General features: G+C 42.3%; 18 protein-coding genes and 1 pseudogene. 13 read left to right on the top strand and 6 right to left on the bottom strand.

The window, feature by feature from the left end; genetic code table 11:
* The first annotated feature begins 142 nt into the window (after positions 1–142).
* The 6 genes from AM228_RS09350 to AM228_RS09325 all read left to right on the top strand — a co-directional run bounded on the left by AM228_RS09350 (position 143) and on the right by AM228_RS09325 (position 9,575).
* The gene (locus AM228_RS09350; RefSeq protein WP_054465859.1) at positions 143–3,454 is read left to right on the top strand and encodes a tubulin-like doman-containing protein; all 3,312 of its coding nucleotides are present in this window, start codon (positions 143–145) and stop codon (positions 3,452–3,454) included.
* A gap of 134 nt (positions 3,455–3,588) precedes the next feature.
* Entirely contained in the window at positions 3,589–4,587 is a 999-nt protein-coding gene (locus tag AM228_RS09345; RefSeq protein ID WP_054465858.1) for an ADP-ribosylglycohydrolase family protein, read from the top strand.
* 689 nt (positions 4,588–5,276) lie between these two features.
* The gene (locus AM228_RS32230; protein WP_054465857.1) at positions 5,277–6,158 is read left to right on the top strand and encodes a calcium-binding protein; all 882 of its coding nucleotides are present in this window, start codon (positions 5,277–5,279) and stop codon (positions 6,156–6,158) included.
* Positions 6,159–6,428: 270 nt separating this feature from the next.
* Positions 6,429–7,109: a two-component system response regulator RppA gene (rppA, locus tag AM228_RS09335; protein ID WP_054465856.1), complete on the top strand. Its 681-nt coding sequence runs from the start codon at positions 6,429–6,431 to the stop codon at positions 7,107–7,109.
* Positions 7,110–7,153: 44 nt separating this feature from the next.
* Positions 7,154–8,626 (top strand): CHASE3 domain-containing protein, encoded by a 1,473-nt coding sequence (locus tag AM228_RS09330; RefSeq protein ID WP_054465855.1) that lies wholly within the window; start codon positions 7,154–7,156, stop codon positions 8,624–8,626.
* A gap of 115 nt (positions 8,627–8,741) precedes the next feature.
* Complete coding sequence (locus AM228_RS09325) at positions 8,742–9,575, top strand: hypothetical protein (protein ID WP_054465854.1); 834 nt, start codon at positions 8,742–8,744, stop codon at positions 9,573–9,575.
* A gap of 1 nt (position 9,576) precedes the next feature.
* Here AM228_RS09325 and AM228_RS09320 read toward each other — a convergent pair whose 3' ends face one another.
* Both AM228_RS09320 and AM228_RS09315 read right to left on the bottom strand, forming a co-directional pair.
* Positions 9,577–10,782, bottom strand: coding sequence for a cupin domain-containing protein (locus tag AM228_RS09320; protein ID WP_054465929.1), 1,206 nt, complete (start codon positions 10,780–10,782; stop codon positions 9,577–9,579).
* Between the two features lie 127 nt (positions 10,783–10,909).
* Positions 10,910–11,191, bottom strand: coding sequence for a hypothetical protein (locus tag AM228_RS09315; RefSeq protein WP_054465853.1), 282 nt, complete (start codon positions 11,189–11,191; stop codon positions 10,910–10,912).
* Positions 11,192–11,390: 199 nt separating this feature from the next.
* Between AM228_RS09315 and AM228_RS09310 the strand changes: the two genes are divergently transcribed.
* The 7 genes and pseudogenes from AM228_RS09310 to AM228_RS09285 all read left to right on the top strand — a co-directional run bounded on the left by AM228_RS09310 (position 11,391) and on the right by AM228_RS09285 (position 19,513).
* A complete protein-coding gene (locus tag AM228_RS09310; protein ID WP_054465852.1) occupies positions 11,391–11,777 on the top strand; it encodes an OB-fold nucleic acid binding domain-containing protein in 387 nt (128 codons plus the stop codon).
* A gap of 417 nt (positions 11,778–12,194) precedes the next feature.
* A pseudogene (locus AM228_RS35055) lies at positions 12,195–12,359 on the top strand (DapH/DapD/GlmU-related protein); the annotation flags it as partial.
* Between the two features lie 601 nt (positions 12,360–12,960).
* Positions 12,961–13,917, top strand: a complete 957-nt coding sequence (locus tag AM228_RS09300; RefSeq protein WP_231636720.1) for a DNA/RNA non-specific endonuclease — start codon at positions 12,961–12,963, stop codon at positions 13,915–13,917.
* A 180-nt stretch (positions 13,918–14,097) separates the two neighbouring features.
* Positions 14,098–16,068, top strand: coding sequence for a pentapeptide repeat-containing protein (locus tag AM228_RS09295; protein WP_054465850.1), 1,971 nt, complete (start codon positions 14,098–14,100; stop codon positions 16,066–16,068).
* Positions 16,069–16,431: 363 nt separating this feature from the next.
* Entirely contained in the window at positions 16,432–18,330 is a 1,899-nt protein-coding gene (locus tag AM228_RS09290; protein WP_054465849.1) for a bifunctional acetyl-CoA hydrolase/transferase family protein/GNAT family N-acetyltransferase, read from the top strand.
* A 245-nt stretch (positions 18,331–18,575) separates the two neighbouring features.
* Complete coding sequence (locus AM228_RS32225; RefSeq protein WP_156331652.1) at positions 18,576–18,749, top strand: hypothetical protein; 174 nt, start codon at positions 18,576–18,578, stop codon at positions 18,747–18,749.
* A gap of 68 nt (positions 18,750–18,817) precedes the next feature.
* On the top strand, positions 18,818–19,513 hold the full coding sequence (locus AM228_RS09285; RefSeq protein WP_054465848.1) for a histidine phosphatase family protein: 696 nt from the start codon (positions 18,818–18,820) through the stop codon (positions 19,511–19,513).
* A gap of 136 nt (positions 19,514–19,649) precedes the next feature.
* On the opposite strand, the gene AM228_RS09280 is transcribed toward AM228_RS09285, so the two are convergent.
* The 4 genes from AM228_RS09280 to AM228_RS09265 all read right to left on the bottom strand — a co-directional run bounded on the left by AM228_RS09280 (position 19,650) and on the right by AM228_RS09265 (position 22,796).
* Entirely contained in the window at positions 19,650–20,780 is a 1,131-nt protein-coding gene (locus tag AM228_RS09280) for an FAD-binding oxidoreductase (RefSeq protein ID WP_054465847.1), read from the bottom strand.
* A gap of 65 nt (positions 20,781–20,845) precedes the next feature.
* A complete protein-coding gene (gene psbQ / locus AM228_RS09275; protein ID WP_054465846.1) occupies positions 20,846–21,292 on the bottom strand; it encodes a photosystem II protein PsbQ in 447 nt (148 codons plus the stop codon).
* A 143-nt stretch (positions 21,293–21,435) separates the two neighbouring features.
* Positions 21,436–22,134, bottom strand: coding sequence for a hypothetical protein (locus tag AM228_RS09270; RefSeq protein WP_231636719.1), 699 nt, complete (start codon positions 22,132–22,134; stop codon positions 21,436–21,438).
* A gap of 263 nt (positions 22,135–22,397) precedes the next feature.
* On the bottom strand, positions 22,398–22,796 hold the full coding sequence (locus tag AM228_RS09265; protein WP_054465845.1) for a hypothetical protein: 399 nt from the start codon (positions 22,794–22,796) through the stop codon (positions 22,398–22,400).
* Positions 22,797–22,827: the final 31 nt, after the last annotated feature.

The raw sequence follows: 22,827 nt of genomic DNA, 5'->3' as shown, positions 1-22,827 counted from the left end.
TTTCACGGGTTAACTTAATTGTCCACCGTAACGCACCAAGGTAGTAGAATTTAGGGTGTGTTAGCAATTGTCGGTTGGGTTGAGGAAGGAAACCCAACCGACAAATATAATAAAATCAAGTGTCATTAAACAGGAGAAAAATATGGCAGTTACGGTAGAAGAAAAAAGTATGGTGCCCACGGTGTTAATTGGGGTCGGGGGTACGGGACATGAGGTGCTGGCAAGAGTCCGCCGCTTGGTGGAGGAAACTTATGGCAGTTTGAATAATTTTCCCTTAATTAGCTTCCTAATCATCGATACGGATAAAGAATATAAAGTCACCAGTCCGAATGCGGCAGGTTCTGCGTTTAAAGATTCAGAAAAGTTATGGGCAAGTGTGAGTGGTCGCCAAGTCCGGGATATGATGGATAATATGCAAAATTATCCCTGGATTGCCCAGTGGTTTCCTACGGAATTAGAACGAAATCTCAGCGCCATTGAAGCTGGGGCTGGCCAAATTCGTGGCTGTGGTCGCTTTGCTTTTTTCTGCAATTATCACAAAATTAAAGAAGCATTTAATTATGCCGCAGAACGAGTAAAAGGTCACGAAAATATTATGCTGGATAAGTACGGCATTAAGGTGGTGACAAATAGTTTAAATGTGTTTGTGGTCGGGTCACTTTCCGGGGGGACGGGCAGTGGGATGATGATTGACCTGGGCTATTGTGTACGCCATTGGTTAAAGGGTCAATCGAGTCCTTTGGTGACAGGAATTGCCCCTACTCCAGAGGCTTTTGCGGGGATTAATGTGGGCGATCGCGTCTTAGCGAATGGTTATGCGGCGATGATGGAATTGAGTTATTTCTCTGACCATCGCACCGAATATGTGGCTCAATATAGTAGTAGCTTAATGGATGAAATTCGCCAGAAATTACCGCCCTTTGATTTTACCTACTTAGTGGGCACCAAAAACGGCGAAAGTGAATTTGGTCTGGAGGCAATTCGCGAACTAATTGCCCAGAATATATTCCTTGATTTAACCTCCGACTTTGCCCCCCATAAACGGTCAATTCGGGATAATATTAAAGGTGCCTGGGCTGCGGCGGATCCAGGGGGACGAGGCTATCCGAAAAACTTTATGAGTTTTGGCTTATCTACTCTAGAAATTCCCATCGCCCAAATTCGCACATCTTTAGCCAGTCGTTTAGGGGCTGATTTTATCCGGTGGTGGCTAAATGAATCAGTGCAATTACCGCCGCAAATGTTTGAGTTAATTCAGAACGATCTGCTCAAGCGAATGCGGTTGACGGATATAGAGTTAATTATGGATTTATCTGCTGCTGGGGATAAGTCTTATTTGGCAGAAATTTCCAGTTGGGTGAACAGTATTCGCAATGAAATCGCTAAGGAGAATTTATTGCAATGTACCCAGCAGGGAGTTGGCGGTGTAATGGGGGCAGAAAAAGGCAAAATTCTGCAATTTGTTGATGGTTATTTAAGCCCAAAAGTTGAGGAATATCGCTCAAATCACTTGCGGGAATTAAGCCCCGACGAACGGTTGCATGGGGATTTCTTGCAAAAGATGTACGATAATCGCAATCGGACTATTATCCAAGGACGTAAGGCTTTAGAAGAAGAATTTTATCGGATTCTGGAAGACCGCAACCGAGGGCCAAAGTTTGCCGATAGTTTTATCAGCATTATGCGGCAAATTTTTACAGCTTCAGCCGAAAAGTTTCGCCGGGAAGCGGAGAAAGTCTGGCAACCCAATGAGGAAAAACGCCAGAAACAATATGAGGATGCCCTGCAAGATATTGCCCATTTTAAAGATAAGTTTGGGTTGACTAAACAAGCGAAAATGGAGGAATATTGTCAATCTGCCTTGGGCGGTTTAGAAGGCAGTTTAATTGCGACTATTCAACGCAAAGCCCGGTTTTTGGGTTTGGAGGTTATTGCCCGTTTACAAGAACATTTGGATGAGTTAGAACGACGGTTAGCCCGCTTTAATCAAAAGTTACGCCAATGGCGGGATAATTTCCAAAAGTTAGCGGATGCCCAAGCGGATAGTGCGGATGCTTTAGTTATTAATGGAATTAAGCTTTATGATCGTCAAGAGTTGAATGATTTGTATCAGGATTTAGTCGAACAATATGCCGGGTCTACGGAAGGGAGTAAGAGTAAATATCATATCGGCATGGATGGCATTTGCCGCAATTTATCGGATCAAACTTTGGCGGAAGCAAGTCCGTTGTGGAAACAAAATCGCACTTCTAATGAGGTGATGCGACTGTTTAATTTGCCAGAGTTGGCGGATGTGCAGGATGATGATTTTATCGAAATTATTACTCAAAAAAGTCAACGAGTGATTACGGATGCGCCGAATAGTAGCCGGTTGAAAAAAGAGTTAGCCGCGTGCGATCGCATCTTCAAAATCTTTAACAATGATCCGGGAGAAATTCGCACCCAATTGGGCATTGCTTACAGCAAGTCTAAGCCATTAATTTTACTCAATCAAGCGGTAATGTCTGGGAAAGATGCGGGATTTACTCCGGCTACAAATGTCAAAGTTGCGGTTATCGGAGGTCGCAATCCTGTCGATCCCGCAGCAATTAAATTATTGCCCTTATTAGAAGAACGAGTAGGCAGTAAAGATGCGGTGACTCCTTTGGGAGAAGCAGAACGGCATCGCGTGGTTTTTGTCCAAGAAACCGGCGGTTTTTCCCTGCGTAGCATTGATGGGATGCGGGAGTTGCGCCAGTCTTATCAAGATTGGAAAGGCCAAACTATTGAGGCAAAACGGGCTCAATTACGGGGGGAAAGTAAAGACCCACCGATTCCAGTTCATATCCAAAAAGAGCCCCCGTTTTGGGATATTTTTCCCGAAAATCCCCAAATTTATCAGCTAGTGGTTGAAGCGCGATCGCTGAAAGTATTACGGGTTGAAGAAAATCGCAGTACCAAAGAAAAGGTAATTCGCTATACTCGCAAAACCGTAATCGGTGAAGAAAATGTGGATATTGCCTCTACCTGGGAAGAGGCAGTGCAAGTGTTAGAAGTGCTCGCTTGTCGGGGCGATCGCGAAGAAATTGAACGGCAAGTCAAGGCTAAACTTGAACAAGCGGACAGTGACCGAGAAAAGCAGCAGTTATATCAGCAGTTCATGGCTTACTTAAACCAGCGGCAAATAGAACTAGAAAAAGAGGGAGGTAAAGATAGCCTCATCTATAAGCGAGAAGCGACAATTATCCAGAATGTGATTACTCGTTATAAGCTGCCAGTCACGGCCACTACTACTGAGAAAACACCGGAAAAAACCATTGAGATATCTAAGGAAACCCCGAAAATTTCTCAGCCTGTCCCCCCAGTGGATCAAACCCCGCAGCAAAACCATGTTTTCTGCACCAATTGCGGCACCAAAAATCCCACCAATTCCAAGTTTTGTTATAAGTGTGGGAATCAATTAGTTTCGTTATAGAAAAGAAACCCGGTAACTTCGGCGAAACCGGGTTTCTTCTTTCTTCAAGAAACCGGGTTTCTTCCGGGTTTCTGGTTAGCAATGCTATAGATGATGCTATAGATGAGCTATATCAGGTAATGAGGTAATCAGGTATGGATGCGATCGCAGCGGATAAAATTCGGGGAGTGATATTCGGGCAGGCGATCGGGGATGCCCTTGGATTTGGCACTGAATTTATGCCAAAATCTGAAGTCAATTTTATTTATCCCGATGGCTTAACTGACTATGCTCAAATTCGCTTCTTTTCTAAAATTACCAATCAATTTGAGGATCTGGATGATTGGCGCTGGCAACCCGGAGACTGGACTGATGATACGGATCAAATGCTCTGCATTCTTGATAGTCTGCTCATCTGTGAGCAAGTTAATTTAACAGACATTGCAACCCGGTTCAAACAGTGGGCAGTTACGGATGGTTTTGGCATCGGTGGCACTGTTTATCGAGTCGTCCATGACCCAGATTTTATAGAAAATCCCCATCAGGTTGCCCAGCAAGTCTGGGAATCAAAAGGTCGAAATTCCGCTGCCAATGGTGGATTAATGCGAACATCAGTCTTAGGGATTTGGCAATACCAAAACCTCCAGCAGGTTCGCTGGAATGCAGAACAGGTCTGTAAAATCACCCATGCAGATCCTCGGTGTATTGCCTCATGTATTGCAGTATGCCTCGCCATTAGTCAGTTAATTCAAGGCAACTCAAATATTGAGGCTTTGGTTGATAGCATTGCCAATGAAGTTAAGATATTTCATCCAGAGATCGAGGATTGTTTTAAACAAGCGAAAGAATCCTCCCTAGAAATGCTCCGTTTAGATGAAGGACTAAATCACTATGAATCATTTAAGATAGGCTATACCCTCAAGACTTTAGCGGCTGGATTTTGGGCATTATTACACGCACAAACCTTTCGTGAAGGAATCTTAAGGATTATTAATGAAGGTGGAGATGCTGATACCAATGCCGCAGTAGCCGGAGCCTTGCTCGGTGCAAAATTTGGCTATAGCAAGATTGAATCCCCTTGGATCGATGGCCTGATTCATAAACAAAATCTGGAAAATAAAGTAGAGCAATTGATCCAAATATGTCAAAGGTGATTTTTTGACTCAGCATCGTTCACCTGTTGCTGAGTCCGTTCTAAATAAATTTCGCTCGCGCGATCGCCCGGATTTTGTTTCACACAAGTTACGAACAATTCAGCCGCAGATCGATAGTAGCAACAGTAGGTTGGGTTAAGGCACGAAACCCAACAAATACCTTGGGGAAAGCTGCTTAAATGCCCAACCCCGCATCAGTAAACTTCGGGTCTGGGACGCCAAACGCGGGGGCAGGATATACGGGAAAATGACAAATATATTGTGCATCTTTACCTATAACCAAATATAACATTTTTATTTGAGATGTCAAGCCAATTCACCTGTGCTGCTAATTCCTAAAAAAATAAATTCAAAAGTAAATTATTGACCATGCCTGTTGCCGGTTTTCAGGCTTCATAAATTCCTATTTCACATCTAAAATGTTAATGCTATATAATTATGGTATATAATTATGGGGAATAGATTGGATCCATAGAAACACAGAGACATAGATAGAACGGAGCGGATTTAAAAATCGAGTTTTTATGTAAATTTACGGATGAGGTGCAAAGCTGCGAGTAGAAACTCGGTTTGTTGGGGGCTGAGAGTTTTTTTGATGCGTCATTTTTTGGTCATAATCTTTGCCTATCTTAGATTCTAACAACGAACAAAATAACCCTAAGAGGAAAACCCGAAGAGGAATCAAGACTATGGCGACAAATATCGGCGGATTACCCGTAAGAGAAGATGTAATTGTGACAATTGCTGGGACGGTTGCTGGGTTCCGGGAAGATGAATTTTTACTCCAAGATAGTACCGGACAAATTTGGGTGGAACCGAATGCCGGAAGTTGGAATAGTTTAAATTTAAATATTGGCGACCAAGTAACGGTGGTGGGCGATCGCGATGATTTAGAAGACTTTGATGCGATTAGTATTACTCGCAGCAATTCTCCAGTCACCCTGCCGTTCAGTTGGGAAAATCAGAATTTAAATAGCGGACAACAAGGAACCCTGGAACATGATTTGATTTTTGGCGACGAAATTAATCCCAATACCATCAATGGCAATGATGGAAATGATAATATCTTCGGCGGTGAAAATAATGATATCATATCGGGGAATCGCGGCAAAGATTTGCTAACTGGGAATAGCGGTAACGATATTCTCTTTGGCGGCAAAGATGATGATACCCTTACGGGGAATCGCGGCCAAGATATGCTATTTGGTAATTTAGGAAATGATATCCTTTTCGGTGGCAAAGATTCAGATTTTCTGGATGGAGGAGAAGGAAATGATATCCTGAGTGGGGATATGGGACAAGATTTTCTCACCGGCGGGCCGGGAAATGATATCTTTGTTTTATCTACCGCAACTGCTGCCGCTGATTTCCAGACAGCCGATCGCATTCTTGACTTTGAAAGCGGGTTAGACCGCATTCAATTAACTCCAGGATTAACCTTTGCTGACCTCAGTTTAGAAGCGATGGAATTAGGCACCGCAATTCGAGTGACTCAGAGCAATCAAGTGCTGGGAATTGTGGATAATTTTAACCCAGGAATGCTAAGTACAAATAATTTTTTATTGGGCTAGACGATGCTTAAAATATGCCTAAAAAATATGCCTAAAAAATGCTGAAAATATAACATAATTTACGGTAGGTTAAAATTAACCAAGAATTAAGCAAGCGGGTTTCTAGGGGGTGCATTCATATTGTAAGCATTCAGCGGTCAGGGGTCAGGGGTAAGAGTTGAGGGAGAGGCACATTCCTTAAAAGCTGATACCCGATCCCTGAATGCTTATCTTTGCCCTCTTTAATGGTAATTTGGGATAGTAATTTGCGATGGTAATGTGGTGGAAATCATGCGAATTCTCTTAGTTGAAGACGATCCAGAACAACTCGAACCCCTACATTTTGCTTTAACTCGTTCAGGACATATTGTGGATGCGGTTAACGACGGGATAGACGCGGAATGGTTAATGGGAGAAAAAGATTACGATTTATTAATTTTAGATTGGATGTTACCCGGAAAAGATGGGGTTTTTCTCTGTCAATTTTATCGCCATTCGGGAAAAAATGCCCCGATTTTAATGCTGACTGCGAGAGATACTACGGCTGATAAAGTGCAGGGTTTAGATGCAGGGGCTGATGATTATTTGGTGAAACCCGTCGATCTAGATGAATTGTTAGCGCGGGTGCGAGCATTGCGGCGGCGATCGCCTCTTTGGGTTGGGGATATTCTCCAATTTAACGATTTATCTTTGAACCTAGATACGATGTATTTAAATAAAGGAGAAAATCAGATTAAATTAGCCAGTCGGGACTTTCAAATGTTAGAATATTTTATGCGAAATCCGAGAAAAGTTATCAGCCGGGATCGCCTAGAACAAGCCCTGTGGGAATGGGGCGAAGAACCGGAAAGTAATGCGGTAGCAGCCCGCATTAAACGTCTTCGCAAGCGTTTGCAAGAATTGGGAGTAGACCACTGGCTAGAAACTGTTTATGGCATGGGTTATCGTCTGGAAAATCCCCAAAACAACTAAAGATTAAAATCAGGTGTTAAAACGAATTAATTACCCATTAATTTATGGAAAGTAGTAACCAAAGTAAATTTTTTATATCCTGGTGGCATCAACTGCCAATTCGGATTCGGGGAACCCTAATTATTGCCATTCCGGTCACTTGTCTGTTTGCGGCTTTATCCGCTTTTGCGTGGTTAAAAGCCAGCCTAGTGGAAGATGAAAAATGGGTACAACATACGCAAAACGTTCGGTTAGAAACTAAAAGATTACTGAATGCTTTAATTGATGCAGAAAATGGGGTGCGCGGTTATGGTTTGACCCTACGACCGGAGTTTTTAAACCCTTATGAGAATGCTTTTAAAATTATCCCTGATTCTTTAAAAAAATTAGAAAACCTAGTCACGGACAACCCACAGCAAACCCGCTTGTTGCAAGATATTAAATATGTTACGAATGAAAATTTAGCGATTTTTTACCAAAAATCAACTCTACAAAGCGAACTGAAAAGAATTCGCGGCAGGACGGATTTATTAGTTCCCGCTGCTTCTCTGTATGAATGGCTAGAAGAAGGGAAAGCTACAATGGATGAAGCCAGATTATTAATCGATCGCTTCGCGGAAAACGAAGAGAAATTATTAGAACAACGCCAAGAACACCAGAATTTTTATCGCCAAGTGACTTGGACGATTTTATGTATTGCGGCTGGATTGGGATTCCTCGGCTTTTATTTGTCTATGCACTTATTTTACCAACTAGAAAAAGAGTTAGCCAACCGAGAATTGAATTTACAAGCTAGTAATCAACAGTTACAAGTTGTTTGCCAGCAACTTCAGCGGTTTACCGCCAATGCTTCTCACGAATTGCGTACCCCATTAGCCGCTGTTTTGAGTAATGCCCAAGTAGGATTAATGGCATTAGCAGATTTAGAAAAATTAGCATATGCAGAGGATTTAGAAGAGAGTTTAGCTGCTGTCCGAAACCGCTTGCAAAAAATCGTTAAATTGGCGAAAAATATGAGTAAATTAGTGGGGCAATTACTATTTTTGGCTCGCCATGAAGGGGGGCTGTCTGCTGAATCTTTCCAGCAGATTAATTTAACGGAAATGGTAGCTAGTTTATTGGCTGATTTAATCCCCGAAGCTGAAGCCCATCAATTACAGTTGAAATATGATGGGGTTAAGGATGCCGTTATGGTCAATGGTGAAAAAAGTTTATTGCCGCAAGCGATCGCTAATTTGTTAAATAATGCTTGTCGCTACACTCCCCCTGGTGGGATCATTGAAGTAAGTTTATTCACCGAAAATTGTCAGGCGATCGTGGCGGTAAAAGATACGGGAATTGGTATTCCCGAAACGGAAATTGCTCATATTTTTGAACGGTTTTATCGCATCGATCCCAAGGGCGATCGCCATCAAAAAGGCTTTGGCTTAGGGTTAGCTATTACCCAGCAAATTGTGCAACTACATGGGGGCATTATTGAAGTATTCAGTACCCTAAATCAGGGTTCAACCTTTAAAATATCCTTGCCTTTATCTTAGGGTGTGGGGCAGCCATCGGTGTAGGGTGTGGGGTGTGGGGGATCGGGGGAATTATCAATTGTCAATTCTCAATTATCAATTATTAATTATTAATTATTAATTAACCTGAAAAAAAATGACTAATAACACCAATATTTTACCGTGGGGTAAACTTTTAGAAAAAGATGCGGCAGGATTTATTGTTAATGATTGCCATGAAGATAAAATATTGCCCCCCTGGACAAACTTAGTGGCAGAATTGCGCGAAACTTGTGAGAAAGTTTGGTCAAGTCGTTTACAAGGGCTTTATTTACGCGGTTCGGTGCCTCGCGGTTTGGCAATGATCCAAGTTTCTGATTTAGATAGTTTTGCGATTTTGTCCGGGGAAATTACTGACGACGATCTTAATTTAGCTAAGGATATTTCCGACCAAATGAAAAAACGCTATCTATTTTGTAAAAAAGTAGAGTTGATTCTCTTGAATTTACCAATTATTCAGGAAAATGATTCGATTTGGCCGGGAATTATCCAGACCAAAAGCTTAAAAATTGCCGGAAATGATCGCAATTTAAACTTGCTAAATTTGCCCCAGTTTAAGCCCGGATTTTACCTAGTTAACTATGCCTATAGTTGGGAAAATGATTTAGCCAAAACTTTGGATATTTTAGCACAACTACCACCCCATAATTTAAGGTTTTCCGCTGAGGTGAAAAAACAATGTGGCTGGATTGCCCGACGCATGGTGCGAACGGGCTTTGAGTTAGTGATGGAAGTGGATCAAAGTTATACCCCGGATTTATATTATTGCTATGAACGCTTTTCTGCTTATTTCCCTGAGAAACAAGGGGCGATGAAAAAGGCTTTAGAACTGGCGATCGCGCCTTCGGGAAATCGTCCGGGGTTAATCTTATTTCTCCGAGGGTTTGGTCGTTGGTTAGTATCGGCAGTAAACAGTAAATTTAATCTATAATTTATTCAGAAATAGAAGCAGAATCATCTACCAATAAAATTCCCTGAGTGACTAAGCGAGTTAACAGGGGAATTACTTCGGTTTCTAGGTCAAGAGATGGCGACCAGTCCGCTAAGTCTAGCAGGGTAAATCCTTCAGGACGAAATAGTTTTTTGACTAAATCCGTGGGCAAACCTTTAATGGTGGCTTGTTTAGCGGCAATAATAATTTGAGTTTGGTTTTCTCCAGTGGGTAAAATTTTGGGTGAAATTTGTACCGGATGTAATTGAGAGCAAATAAACCGGGTTTCTAGTCCTTGGGCAAAAATTTGGCTACCGAGTTGATGGGGAAAAGAAAATGGTAGCTGTGGTCGATCGCAATATGCTAAATAATCCAGATAACCGTCGATCGCTTCTGGGGTTTGTAGCCAGGAAATCAGGCGATCGCGCAACTGTTCTAAATGAGCTTTGGCCGCTGTTTTATCTCCCTGAGAAATCACAGGTAAATTTTCTCTCCATGCTGTATTTTCCGGCAATTCTTGTCCTAACCAAGTCATCCAATCTAACCCCGTTTGACAGTCAATTCCTAATGTTAAATGCAGCGAAGGAGCATATTCTTCTTCCGCATAATTGCCACAGGCGATCGCATAATGCCAATGCCCCCTGGGAATATATAAAACATCCCCTGGTTTGAGAATACATTGCAAATAAGGAGGCACATCTGGGGGAATTTGTTCTGCCGATCGCATGGTAGAAATCGGAGAGGCGATCGTCTCTGGAAAAACAAACCATTCTTTCTCACCATCAATTTGTAAAATCAGCACTTCATGGGTATCATAATGACAATTAAAGCCTTTTTCTGAGCTTGGGGAACAATAGAGATTAATCTGACTGCGATAACCTGTTTCTTGGCGAACATCAGCCACCAATTTCTCTAATTCGGGAATCCGACTATGAACGCTATTAATAATTAAAGTAGCTCCTTGCTGAAGCAGTTCTAACCAGCGATCGGTCTTAGCCGCAGGGAGGGATTCTCCATCGCGAGCAAATCGCAAATCGGGATAAGGAATTTGATGATAATTTAATAAGTGGTTGAGATGCTGCCAAGTAAATAACTGCTGGAATTTATCCCGATTATTTCCGGAAATTAATACTGCCCGTTTTGTCCAGTTTTCTTGAAAAAAAGTATCAATTGAATAAGGATCTAATAGAGAAGATAAAACTTTCATAAACATTTTTATAAACACTTTGATAAACAGATAAACTTGCATCTTACCGCCAGTCGGGACGCCAAGAAATTCCCCCTTTTTCAGGGGGATGGGGGGTCGAGAAATTGCGATCGCCTATGCTTGACGCCTATGCTTGACGATTTCTACGGGCTTGATTTTGATCGGAATCTTGAGTTTGATCGTAATCCTGGGTTTGATCGTAATCAACATCAGCCACTAACATCATATCCCCAGTGCGATCGCTGGAATTTACTTTCAGGTTCACCACCTCTACTTCTATCGGCGAATTCAGGGCGGTTTGTGGTGAAGCCCCACCGATCGCCGCTTCAACGGGAGAGATTAACAGAAAACCGGCTTTGGCACTTAAAAGACAACTCATGAGTAAGTTGGAAGACTTGAGGTAGGACATAAAATAAGATTCCTCGTTAGGTAGATTGGTTTTTTGCTGAACTTAAATTAAGCCTAAATCCAGATTATGACCAAAAGATGACAAATCCTGATGCGGCGACTTTCCTAGATTTTCTTACTTGGTCATTTTTCGGTCATATTCGTTTTCTAAATTAGATGCGAACTTACGGGTAAAACATTGTAAAACAATGTAAAATACTATGAAACCAAGAATTACCGCAATTTTTACTTCAGCTTTTACTTCAGCAATATTGGCCATAGGAATGAATCCCGTCATGGCACAAATTCCCATTCGCGACTTGCAGCGAAATCAGGGATTGACTATTTCTGGGGTCATTCGTTCGGTGGTGGGCAATGAGTTTATTCTCGATGATGGGACGGGTCAAGTGATTGTGGATGCCGGCCCGCTTTGGTATCATCAATTAAACTTCCGCGAAGGGGAACGAGTGATGGTGGTGGGCGAATATGAAGGATATGATTTTGATGCCTTCACCATTACTCGTGAGGATGGGGAAATTTTGCAAATTCGGCCTGCTGAAGGCCCACCTCCTTGGGCGGGTGGTCGGAGAAACCGCAACCGAAACTAATCATTTTTTGCGGTTATAGTCATCTCTAAAAAATTGACAAATTTTTTTGACAAATTTTTTCTTACGGCTAACTTTGGCTTGTTCTTTCACTCATCAGTTTTGAGATTGAGTCCTGAAAGAAAAATTTAGATAAATTTAGAGAAGAGATAGAGAAGAGAAATTTATTGATGTATTTTATGTTACTCTGCCCATGTCCAGAGAGTAAAGATACCATGCCGTATCAAGGCTGGTTTATCTGAAAAATATCATCACGAATCTTAATATTATTGTTGGCGACTATACTTATGATTATCGGCCAATTTTTTTTGCGCGATCGCCTCTAATGTAAAATTTATTATGAATGGGGGCAACGATTGTACAGATTGGTTAACTAATTATTCTTTTCCCGTGTTTGGCAATGGGTGAGAAAATCCCATGCCAGAGAGTTTGCCAGATAAAGGAGATACGGTAATTGGTAATGATGTTTGGATTGGCTATGGTGCCACTTTAATGCCCGGAGTCCAAGTGGGGGATGGCGCTATTATTGGGGCGAAATCCGTAGTAACCCGCTCCGTTTCTCCCTATTCACTTGTTGGGAAAAATACGGCAAAAAATTAGAAAAAAATTTGAATATTGCACAATTAAATAAGTATTTAAAATTAAGCTTTTTAATTTAATTAAAGCAATAAAAATTTAAACTTTATTTTTAGAGTATATTATTATAGATTTTTAAATATAATTTAAACATAAAATTTTTGGTTAAAAAATAAAAATTTTTTTATTTCAAATTAATAATAAATTTTAAAATTTTTGCGAAAAAATCGAGGTAATTTTTGGCGGTTTGACGCCGCGTAGCCAATGAATTGCATCTTTAGGGTTTAACAAAGCGAAATAACCCAAAATAATCCAATAATAGGGTATTTTTTTGTTTTCGTATCTCAACCAAACCCACAAGCTAAATTAATTTTTGTAGATAAATTTAGGAATCTCAAAAAATCAAGAGCAAATAAAAAAAAATTTACTCACTATTCACTATTCACTCTCTCCTCTTCCTCCTCGTCTTTTCTGTTTTCTCTTTTCATAAAAAGTGAGATGATCCCGAAAATGCTCTATGTGTTCTATGATAGTTGAGCATTAGACGAGATTTGGTCATCAATGGCGCTGGGCGTTTGCCCATTGCGGCGATGATCTGACTGATAAAGTGATGATGAAAAAATTACTGATTTTACTGTTGGTGCCTTTAATAATTGCCTGCAATCAGTTATTTTCTCCTTCTGGAGAAATGAAACCGATTCGCGCACCAAAAATTGGCACTTGTGAATGTCCTTATGATCGACGGCAAGATGGTCGGGAATGTGGGGCGAGTTCTGCTTATGAACGAGGAAGTGGCGATCGCCTGGTTTGTTATGTTGGTGAAGATAAACAGGTATTTTCTGGGAAGAAGCATTTGTTAATGGGAAATCCGAGTAATGCCACGGCAAATTCCATAAATCTGAGTAATTATTTAATGGAAAAAACGGAATATGCCCTAAGTTACAACGCCAATCTAGGAACTGCTAATTGGGTAAGTTGGCAACTAAATCAATCTTGGTTAGGATCTAGCGATCGCCAAAATAATTTTCGCCCGGATAGTAGTTTGCCAGACAACTTTTATCAAGTGACCGTTAAAGACTATGCAAATACGGGCTACGATCGCGGACATATTGTTCCGTCAGGCGATCGCACTCGTACCCTCGAAGAAAATAGCGCCACATTTCTCATGGTGAATATGCTGCCACAAGCGCCGGATTTGAATCGGGAAGTTTGGCGAGAATTGGAGTTAGAATCTCGGCGATTAGTAGATCAGGGCAAAGAACTATATATTGTGGCGGGTCCTCACGGGAAAATTAAAACCATCGCCAATGGCAAAATTACGGTTCCCAAATACAACTGGAAAGTCTTATTAATCCTCGATCCTCCGGGGAGTAATCCGAAAAATGTCACCGCCCAAACTAAGACGATCGCGGTTTGGATGCCCAATGACGATTCTGTGAAGCGTACCAGTTGGAAAAATTACATTGTCACCGTTGATGATGTAGAGGCAAAAACGGGCTATGACTTCTTTAGTAATGTACCCCCCACAGTCCAAAAAGTGATTGAGTCTCAACGCTATATTCCTTAAAAGTCAACAGAAGAACCCAGGGCGCCCAGCCGCCAAAAAAGCCGGAGGCTGATGGGGGTTCTTCTTCTCAACACCCCAGGATCTGTACTGTCTTTTGCATGAATGCCGCTTGCTAAGGCATAATTTCTGGAGGAACTCATCGGAGTTCTGCGGAATTTCAGATTTGCGGAGAGATCAGTAGTGGCTTATTGTCCGATTTGTCAGACAAAATACGCTGAGGGGGAAGTCACAACCTGTACCAACTGTGGTTGGGATTTAACCCCTTATCCTTTGACCTTGGGACGCATTCCCGAAGGCTTTTTACGCAAAGAACGGGTCCAACTTGCTTGGAGTCGGCAAGTTTGGGATGAGTTACAAACTAAATCAGCGAAAGTCAGCAGCACAGAAATTGATCCAGAAACCGTGCAAAAGCTGACAAATCTTAAGTTGGAACTATCTCAAGCCAAAACTCAGCTTAAATTATGCACTCAAGAACGGACTGAGTTACATTCTTTGTTTGAAAAAACAGAAACCGCTTACTGGAAAATACATAGTGAGTTAGAAAAAACCCAATCACAGTTAAAAGCTGTGAATAAAGAAAGAAATCACTTGAAGGCACTGTTAAAAGAAGCCGAAACTGCTTATCACGAAATCGAGAATGAATTGGAAATAACTCGGAATCAATTTACCGAGTCGGAACAAAATTCTTTTGAGTTAAAAGAACAAATTAAACAAGCAGCAACCGCTTACTGGCGATTAGAAGAAAAAGTGCAGTCAGCGGATGAAATGCGAAATAATTTACTGACAGAATTGCAAGCCGCTGATGAGGAGCGATCGCGCCTACAAGCAGAGTTAGAAAAGCATCAAAACGCCTTGCAAGAATCTACCGCCGAAATTACCCAATTACAGGCTCAACTGCAACAAGCTGCGACTTCTTATTGGCAGTTACAAAGCGAATTAGAAGAAACTAAGGCGAAATTAGCCAATATCGATGAGCAGACTTCTTTTTCTTTGTTGGAAATGCGAGAAAATCAATCCCATATGCGATCGCAAATCCAAACAGCCCAAGCGGAATCCAGCCGACTCAAAGACCAGCATTCTCAACTCCAATATGAACTCAATGAAGAACGCTTAGAAAGACGCAGACTCACCTCCCGTTTAGAGATGAGTTTAGAAGAAAGAAATCGACTGCAAAGTGAACTAGAACGCGCCAACAGTGAACTCACCCAATTGCAAAGTCGGTTATCGCAAACTCAGTGGGAATTAGAAGCCAATGAACGGGAACAAAATCGCTTGCAGGAATTCCAGAACAGCTTGCAAAATTATCAAGCGGTACAATCTGCGGTACAATCTAGGGAGTCTGGGGGATTTGCTGTCACGAGCTATCTCAAAGCTTGTCTTCATCTGTTAGTCATTTTACTGTTTCTCAGTCCCGGATATTTTGCCTTCAGAGATCCCAGAGTTGCCAAACCGATTATATCTTGGGTTTTAAAGCAAGGATATCTTCAAAATGTATCCTACCAAGATTTAAGCGAAGTGAATTTACAAAACGCCACCTTAGATGAGGTCAAATTCACGGAAACGAAGCTGATGAATACGAATCTAGAAGGGGCTAGTTTGGTGAATGCTTATTTAGTCAAAGCCAACTTAAATGGAGTTAATTTAAGCCAAGCAAATTTAAAAGGGGCAAAACTGCAAGATGCCAGTTTAGATTGGGCGAATTTGACCGAAGCTAACTTACATTCGGCGGATTTAAGTGGGGCAAATTTAGTCAGGGCAAATCTCACCGGGGCTAATCTCACTGGCGCTAATTTACGAGATAGTAAAATTGATGTTAATAACACCAAAATGGATCGAGAAGATTTACTCAACTGGCAGTTGGTTAACTCGCCGAAGCGCGATCGCCAATTACGTGGATTAAATCTATCTGGATTTAATTTAGCCTTTGCCAGCTTAATTGCGGCCAATTTGAGCAATAGCAAGCTGAAATGGGCTAATTTAAGTGGGGTGGATTTGCGCGATGCGGATTTAACTGGGGCGGATTTAACCGGGGCGGATTTAACTGCCGCCAAATTAACCGGGGCTAAAATTCAAGGAGCGATTTTATCCCAAACTAAAACCAATCATTTAACCGTTTGTCCGAATGGTCAAACAGGGCCTTGTAATTTTTAAACAAAGCATCGGCGAATTACACCTGGTAGTTGATGATTGATAATCAATAATTGATACTTTGTAATTGATAGTTGATAGTTGACAATAGAAAATGGATAATGGAGAATGGATAATGAATAATCGATGATGTTTCTCAGTCCTGTGAAGTATAAGCATGGGTGTTTCTGGGATGTGAATATGATGTGAATATATTGAATGTTAATATCTAGCCGCGACTGCCAGAAGTTTTGGTGACATCCAAACACCCAATGATGATAAAAACCATCGGGGTTTTTAGGTCTTTTTGAGAATAGCTTGAGCATAGCGCTATAAACCAGATATAAAAATTTAACTTCAGATGTTCACTGAATAGGAGCCTGCACGATGAATTCACCAGAAACTTATTTGAATGAAATTAAGCAAAAATATGCGGAGAAGTTTGCCTCGAAAGAAAAAATTTTTAGCCATATTCATCGAGGCGATCACATCTTTATTGGCACGGGTTGCGGCTGCCCACAATATCTCGTAAATGCTCTGACAAACTATGTATCTTCTCACCCCAAAGAGTTAGTAGATACAGAAGTTCTCCACGTTTGGACATTGGATCTAGCGCCATACGCTGATGAAAAATATCAGCGCAATTTTCGCCATAATTCATTTTTTCTGGGCAAAAATACCCGCAATGCGGTCAACAAAGGACTGGCGGATTATACCCCGGTTTTCTTGTCAAAAGTTCCTGAATTATTTGAACGGGGCTTAGTGCCCATTGATGTTTCCCTGATTCAAACTTCTCTGCCTGATCGACATGGCTATATGAGTTTAGGAATTAGCGTGGATATTGTCAAAGCGGCGACAGAAACAGCCTCCTTAGTGATTGTGCAAATCAACTCACTTATGCCTCGCGTTCATGGGGATGGATTTATTCATATTGATGAGGTAGATTTTATCATTCACCATGATGAACCGATTTTAGAATATGGTGTAGAAGCCGATGCCGATGGGGAAATGACTAGCCGGATTGGTAAGTATGTTTCTAGTCTGATTCAAGATGGAGATACAATTCAGGTCGGCTATGGTAGTATTCCCAATCAAATTATGGCTCATCTTGATGATAAAAAAGACTTAGGAGTGCATACAGAGTTAATTTCCGATGGTCTGGTGGATTTACTCAAAAAAGGCGTGATTACCAATGCAAAAAAAACGATTAATCCTGGGAAAACTATCGCTTCTTTTTGTATGGGAAAAAAGTCAAGTTATGACTATATAAATGATAATCCAGCGATTCAATTTAGAACCGTCAACTATACGAACAATCCTTTGGTGATTGCTCAACATCATAATATGACGGCGATTAATAGTGCCTTGGAAATTGACCTCACCGGACAAGCCACCGCTGAATCTTTGGGTAAGATTTTTTATAGTGGTATTGGGGGGCAAGCTGACTTTATGCGGGGGGCAATTTTAGCCCCCAATGGTAAGACGATTCTCACCCTAGAATCCACAGCGGAAAATGGCACAATTTCCCGGATTGTTCCTTTTTTAAAAGAAGGGGCAGGGATTACCCTGAATCGAGGAGATGTTCATTATGTGGTGACGGAATATGGCATTGCTTATTTACATGGCAAAAATATCCGCGAACGGGCGATGAAATTAATTGCGATCGCCCATCCCAAATTCCGCCCTTGGTTAATAGAACAAGCCAAAGCCTTAAACCTCATTTATAAAGACCAAGCTTTCATTGCCGGAACTCCCGGAGAATACCCGGAAAACCTGGAAACTTATCGCACCACGGAAACGGGTTTAGAAGTGTTTTTACGCCCGGTGAAAATTAGTGATGAACCGTTATTAAAAGAGTTCTTTTACTCCTTGTCGGATCGGAGTTTATCCCGGCGATTTATGTCTATGCGTAAAGATATGCCCCACAAAATGTTACAGGATTTGGCGGTGATTAATTTTACTAACGAAATGGTGATTTTAGCCATTTTGTCTGACCAACAAAAAGAGGAAATTATTGGCATTGGTCAATATGCGATCGATCCTGAAGCCCATAGCGCAGAAGTGGCTTTAGTGATTCAAGATGAATATCAGCATCAAGGACTAGGTACAGAACTTTTGAAATATTTAACCTATTTGGCTAAAAAACAAGGTTTACTGGGATTTACTGCGGAAGTTCTCCTGGAAAATCGCCCGATGTTGCATTTATTTGAAAAAATGGGTTTTGATGTGACTCGGAGAATGTCTGAAGGGGTCTATCAACTCAAAATGGGCTTTAGAGAAGGGTAAAATAGCGTTTGTAAAAGAGTTTTTTTGACCGTCAAAGGTCAAAAAACCAACAACCAACAGGGAGCAGCCGCCAATCGAACAGGCAACAGGGAAGCAGAGGAGAGAGTGAATAGTGAATAGTGAATAGTGAATAGTGAATAGTGATATTTCGTTTCACTTTTAACTTTTAACTTGTACGGGCGTTAGGCGAAGCCCATGCCGTCAGGCTATATGGCCATTCTCCCCTACGACTTTTGTACGGGCGAATGGCCATTCTCCCCTACGACTTTTGTACGGGCGAATGGCCATTCTCCCCTACGACTTTTGTACGGGCGAATGGCCATTCTCCCCTACGACTTTTGTACGGGCGAATGGCCATTCTCCCCTACGACTTTTGTACGGGCGAATGGCCATTCGCCCCTACGAGTTTTAACTTTTAACTTTTCACTTATAAATTTCCCCGTTCCCCAACTAACAACCAACAACTAACAACCAACAACCAACAAGCATGACTAAGACAATTTGGATTGCCCGACATGGAAATCGCGAAGATTTTGTCGATTTTAATTGGATTAAAACCGCCGATCGCCCGTTTGATCCGGGACTGTCTGCGGATGGTATTCAACAAGCGCAAGAGTTGGCGCAGCGGCTGGCTTTAGAACCGATCGCCCATATTTTTGCTTCTCCATTTTTGCGGACGGTACAAACAGCCCATTATGTGGCAGAAGTGCTGAATTTACCGATTAAAATAGAGTCCGGGGCGGCTGAATGTTTGAGTTTTCCTTTTTGTGCTATTAAGCCCGAACTTTTGCCTTTAGAAATGTTAGCCCAACGGTTTCCCCGCATTGACCTTAACTATCGCGATCGCGTTCCTGTTTGCTACCCAGAAACCCTGGCAGTTGCCAAAAAACGAGCCGGAGATACGATTAAACGTTTAAGTAAAGAATTTCCGGGTAATCTTTTAATTATTAGTCATGGTGCCAGCTTGGTGAATATGACTCGTAAACTGGTGGGCGATCGGGCGAAAATTCGTTCCTCTCTTTGTGGTTTAATTAAACTGGTTGGTTCCGGAGAACAATGGCAAATGGAATTAAATGGCGATACCTCCCATTTGAGTCAAGCAAAAACCGGGGTTTCTTTTCATTCTCTCAGTTTAATCCAATATATTTATACCCAAGAAATTTTTAAACAATTTCGGCGTTAATGGTTGGCGATGTCATTACATCTCGATCCCCCCTAGCCCCCCTTAAAAAAGGGGGGGGACGTATTGTAGCAATAAGTAGCAATAATTTTTGAAATTAGTATGACAAAAACCCAGTTTTTCCACCCCTGGAAAACCATCAAATTTTCCCGACGATCACATCACGAATAGCGATCGCCGTGGCGGGGGCTAATAACACCCCATTGCGATAATGACCTGTGGCCAACAGCACATTATCATATCCGGGCATTGGGCCGAGTACGGGGGCTGACTGTTCCTGGGGTCGGGGACGTAAACCCGACCATTTTCGCACAATCGTAGCCTTCGCCAAGTCAGGACAGAAGGCGATCGCTCGTTGCCACACCTCTTCTAACAGGCTTTCATCGGCGGCGATCGCCGTGAGGGGAAATTCCCTGGGAAATTCCACCGTAGCCCCCACCCAATAGTCCATCGATTCCGTTAACCCAGAATCTACACAAGGGACAATGTGTACATCATCCCCAGTAATCACCGGCTGGCAGTCAGGATTGCCCAAAGGATGACTCAGACGTAATTGCAGGGCTTGTCCCAGAACCGGGGTAACGGAAACAGGCTGTTGCAACTCAGCGGTCAGCGGGGTGGAACCCAACCCAGCCGCCACCACCAGCCAATCGGCGGTTAAATCCCCCCGGTTAGTCTGAACCACAGTCACGGACTGGGTAGAATTCTCCCCGGCAACGGTTTTAAAGCCTTCAACGGTGACATCAAACTGAAATTTCACCTCATGGCATTGGGCCGCCTCCACTAAAGCTTGGGTGAGGAGAACGGGATGAACTTGGCGATCGCTTGGGGAATATACCGCCGCAATTAATGTATCGAGATTTCCCAATTGCGGATACTGCGAACGAACCTCACCGGGATGGAGAATTTTTAACGGCAGACCTTGACTTTCCCGTAACTGCGCCAATTCTTCCCACTTGGACATATTTTCACCGGCAAAACAAAGCTTGAGAATTCCCTGACGGTTGAAGGGAATTTTCTTCTGAGTCAAAGCTTCCAACTCAGGAATCAGGGTTTCATAGCGCTGCATACTTTGGTGTCGGAGTTGCCACGCCCTGCCTTTCACCTTCTGGCTAATGGCTCCCATCAAAACCCCTAGGGCGGCACTGGTGGCACCTTGTCCCGGATGTTGGCGATCGATCGCCGTGACTTGTAAACCGGGCACTCGGCTGAGTTCAAATGCGATCGCTGCCCCTACCACCCCACAGCCAATCACAACCACATGGCTCATCTGATCTATTCCCCATAAACAATAAAGTGAGAAGTGTATCACAACTTCTCACTTAACCTGGAAACCTAGCTAGTCGGGAGCAAAGTAAAGAACCGATCGAAATCTTTTAGGGCTTCTGCATAGTTATCCCGTGCCAGTGCATAGTTTCGGGCTTCAGCCGCTTGATCGATCGCTTCTAGGTGACGGAAAATATCGCGGGCTTCTGCCAAAGCAGTTTTTTGTTCCGAAGGCAGTAGCAGCAGACGGCTCACATAGCTCATGTCCTGACGCAGAGAACCCAGAGGTCCGTGAATCAAGCTGCGGACATTGACCCAATCTTTAGCGGCGATAAATCCTTCTAACTCGGTCATGCGATCGCGAAATGACAGGAGTTTAGATTCATAAGAGCTAATTTGCTCCAGAGTTTCTGGAGTATAAGCAGGAGGTTTGGTCGGGGTGGGACTGCCGCAACTGACCAAAAACACCATGACCACTGCCAGAATGCTGGCTAAAATCGATTTATAGCGTTTCATTGCCTTGATAATTTTCTACAGTTATTACCAAATAAGATTATGCGACAGTGTGTGCCCCTTTTCTAGACCTAGGCAAGAAGAAATACCGACAAAGCCGACAGGGGAAACACAATTTTGCCTTGTTTGCGTTGCTCTGGGAAGGATCAAGCCGCTGAGTATATGTCACCGTAGAATCCTAAACAGCTATCTTGGCTAGAAATAGCGGTAATTTCTAAAAGCATATTATGACGGGCTTTGGCTTCATATTGCTGAAACATTGGCTCCGTATAATAGATGCGCGATCGCTGCAACAACTTTTTCAAAACATTGAGTCGTCCTAAGCAATATTCCTCCCCACCTAAATAGCCATATTCTCGACGAATTCCTCTGGCATAAAACTGGTAGCTGGCTTCATCTTCTCCTAAAATCGCCAAATCAGCATCCAGGAGAATTTGACTATCAATATCCTCTGGGGCTGCTTGATGATCTTTCGTATTTAAGATCATCTGAGTCACCGCATCAATAGTGGAGGAGGAAATATTCAGTTTTGTTAACACTTTCGCGGCATATTCGGCACTTTTTTCTTCGTTATCTGTGACCATCGGATTGTAAATCGCATCATGAAACCAAGCCGCTAACTGAATCGCCGAGTAATTTTTCGCTTGGCTTTGCAAACTAGCAATCACGGCTAAAGTATGTTTAATATGATCCAAACCGTGATAAAAGCGACTGTTACTGGAATATGCACGAATCAGATCCAGTAAAACTTTTCTCTCTTCTCGGCGATCGCTCACCGAATTATGGAATAAAAATTGCCACTGGGATTTCAGTTCTAGTCCGTTGATATTATGCTTAATTAACATAAGGAATCGAGGGGTGATACCCCATTTTTAGGGGCTGAATAGGATCTGGGGTTGACTTTTCTTTATTAATTAACGGACTTTTCCTGATGTGACAATGCTTCAGATCACAACCCCGCTATTTTTCATCCTAAATTTAACTATTTTTTCATTCTTTCATGGAAAATTTCTCACCGGAAACTCTCACTGGTAAAACCCCCGCTGACCCTCTGATGGATCCGGGGAGGGCAAGGTACTCCCGCTGACCCCCCGAATATTCCTAATGATTAGTTTGCGTGAGATGGGTTAAAGATGTGCTGAAAAAATTGGTTAATTCTGCAATTTTTGGAAGAATTTACTGCATCTTTTGCCGCTTGAACTGGGTTAGGAGAATGACAAATGCATTCTGCCAGTTTTTCCAGATCCCTATCATATTCACTGCTGTCAAAAGTCGGCAGATAGCCTTTTCTCCGATCGCTGGCATCAACCAAGAGGCGATCGTATTCTTCCTCATATAATCTTGCCAAATCCGTATAACTTGACGCCACCATTTCTAATCGTCGGGCATGATCGGCCACATCTTGGATCATCCCCAACTGATTCAGTACAGTCGTGGGGAGTTTCTTATCCAAGCGGGTTAAAGCATAAATAAAAGCGGTGATAATCACTTTATCATTTTGGTTCATGGCCGATTATTCTCTTACGATCAACTTACCC

The organism is Planktothricoides sp. SR001 (assembly GCF_001276715.1).
GTDB lineage: Bacteria > Cyanobacteriota > Cyanobacteriia > Cyanobacteriales > Laspinemataceae > Planktothricoides > Planktothricoides raciborskii.
This window is presented reverse-complemented; position numbering and strand designations above follow the sequence as displayed.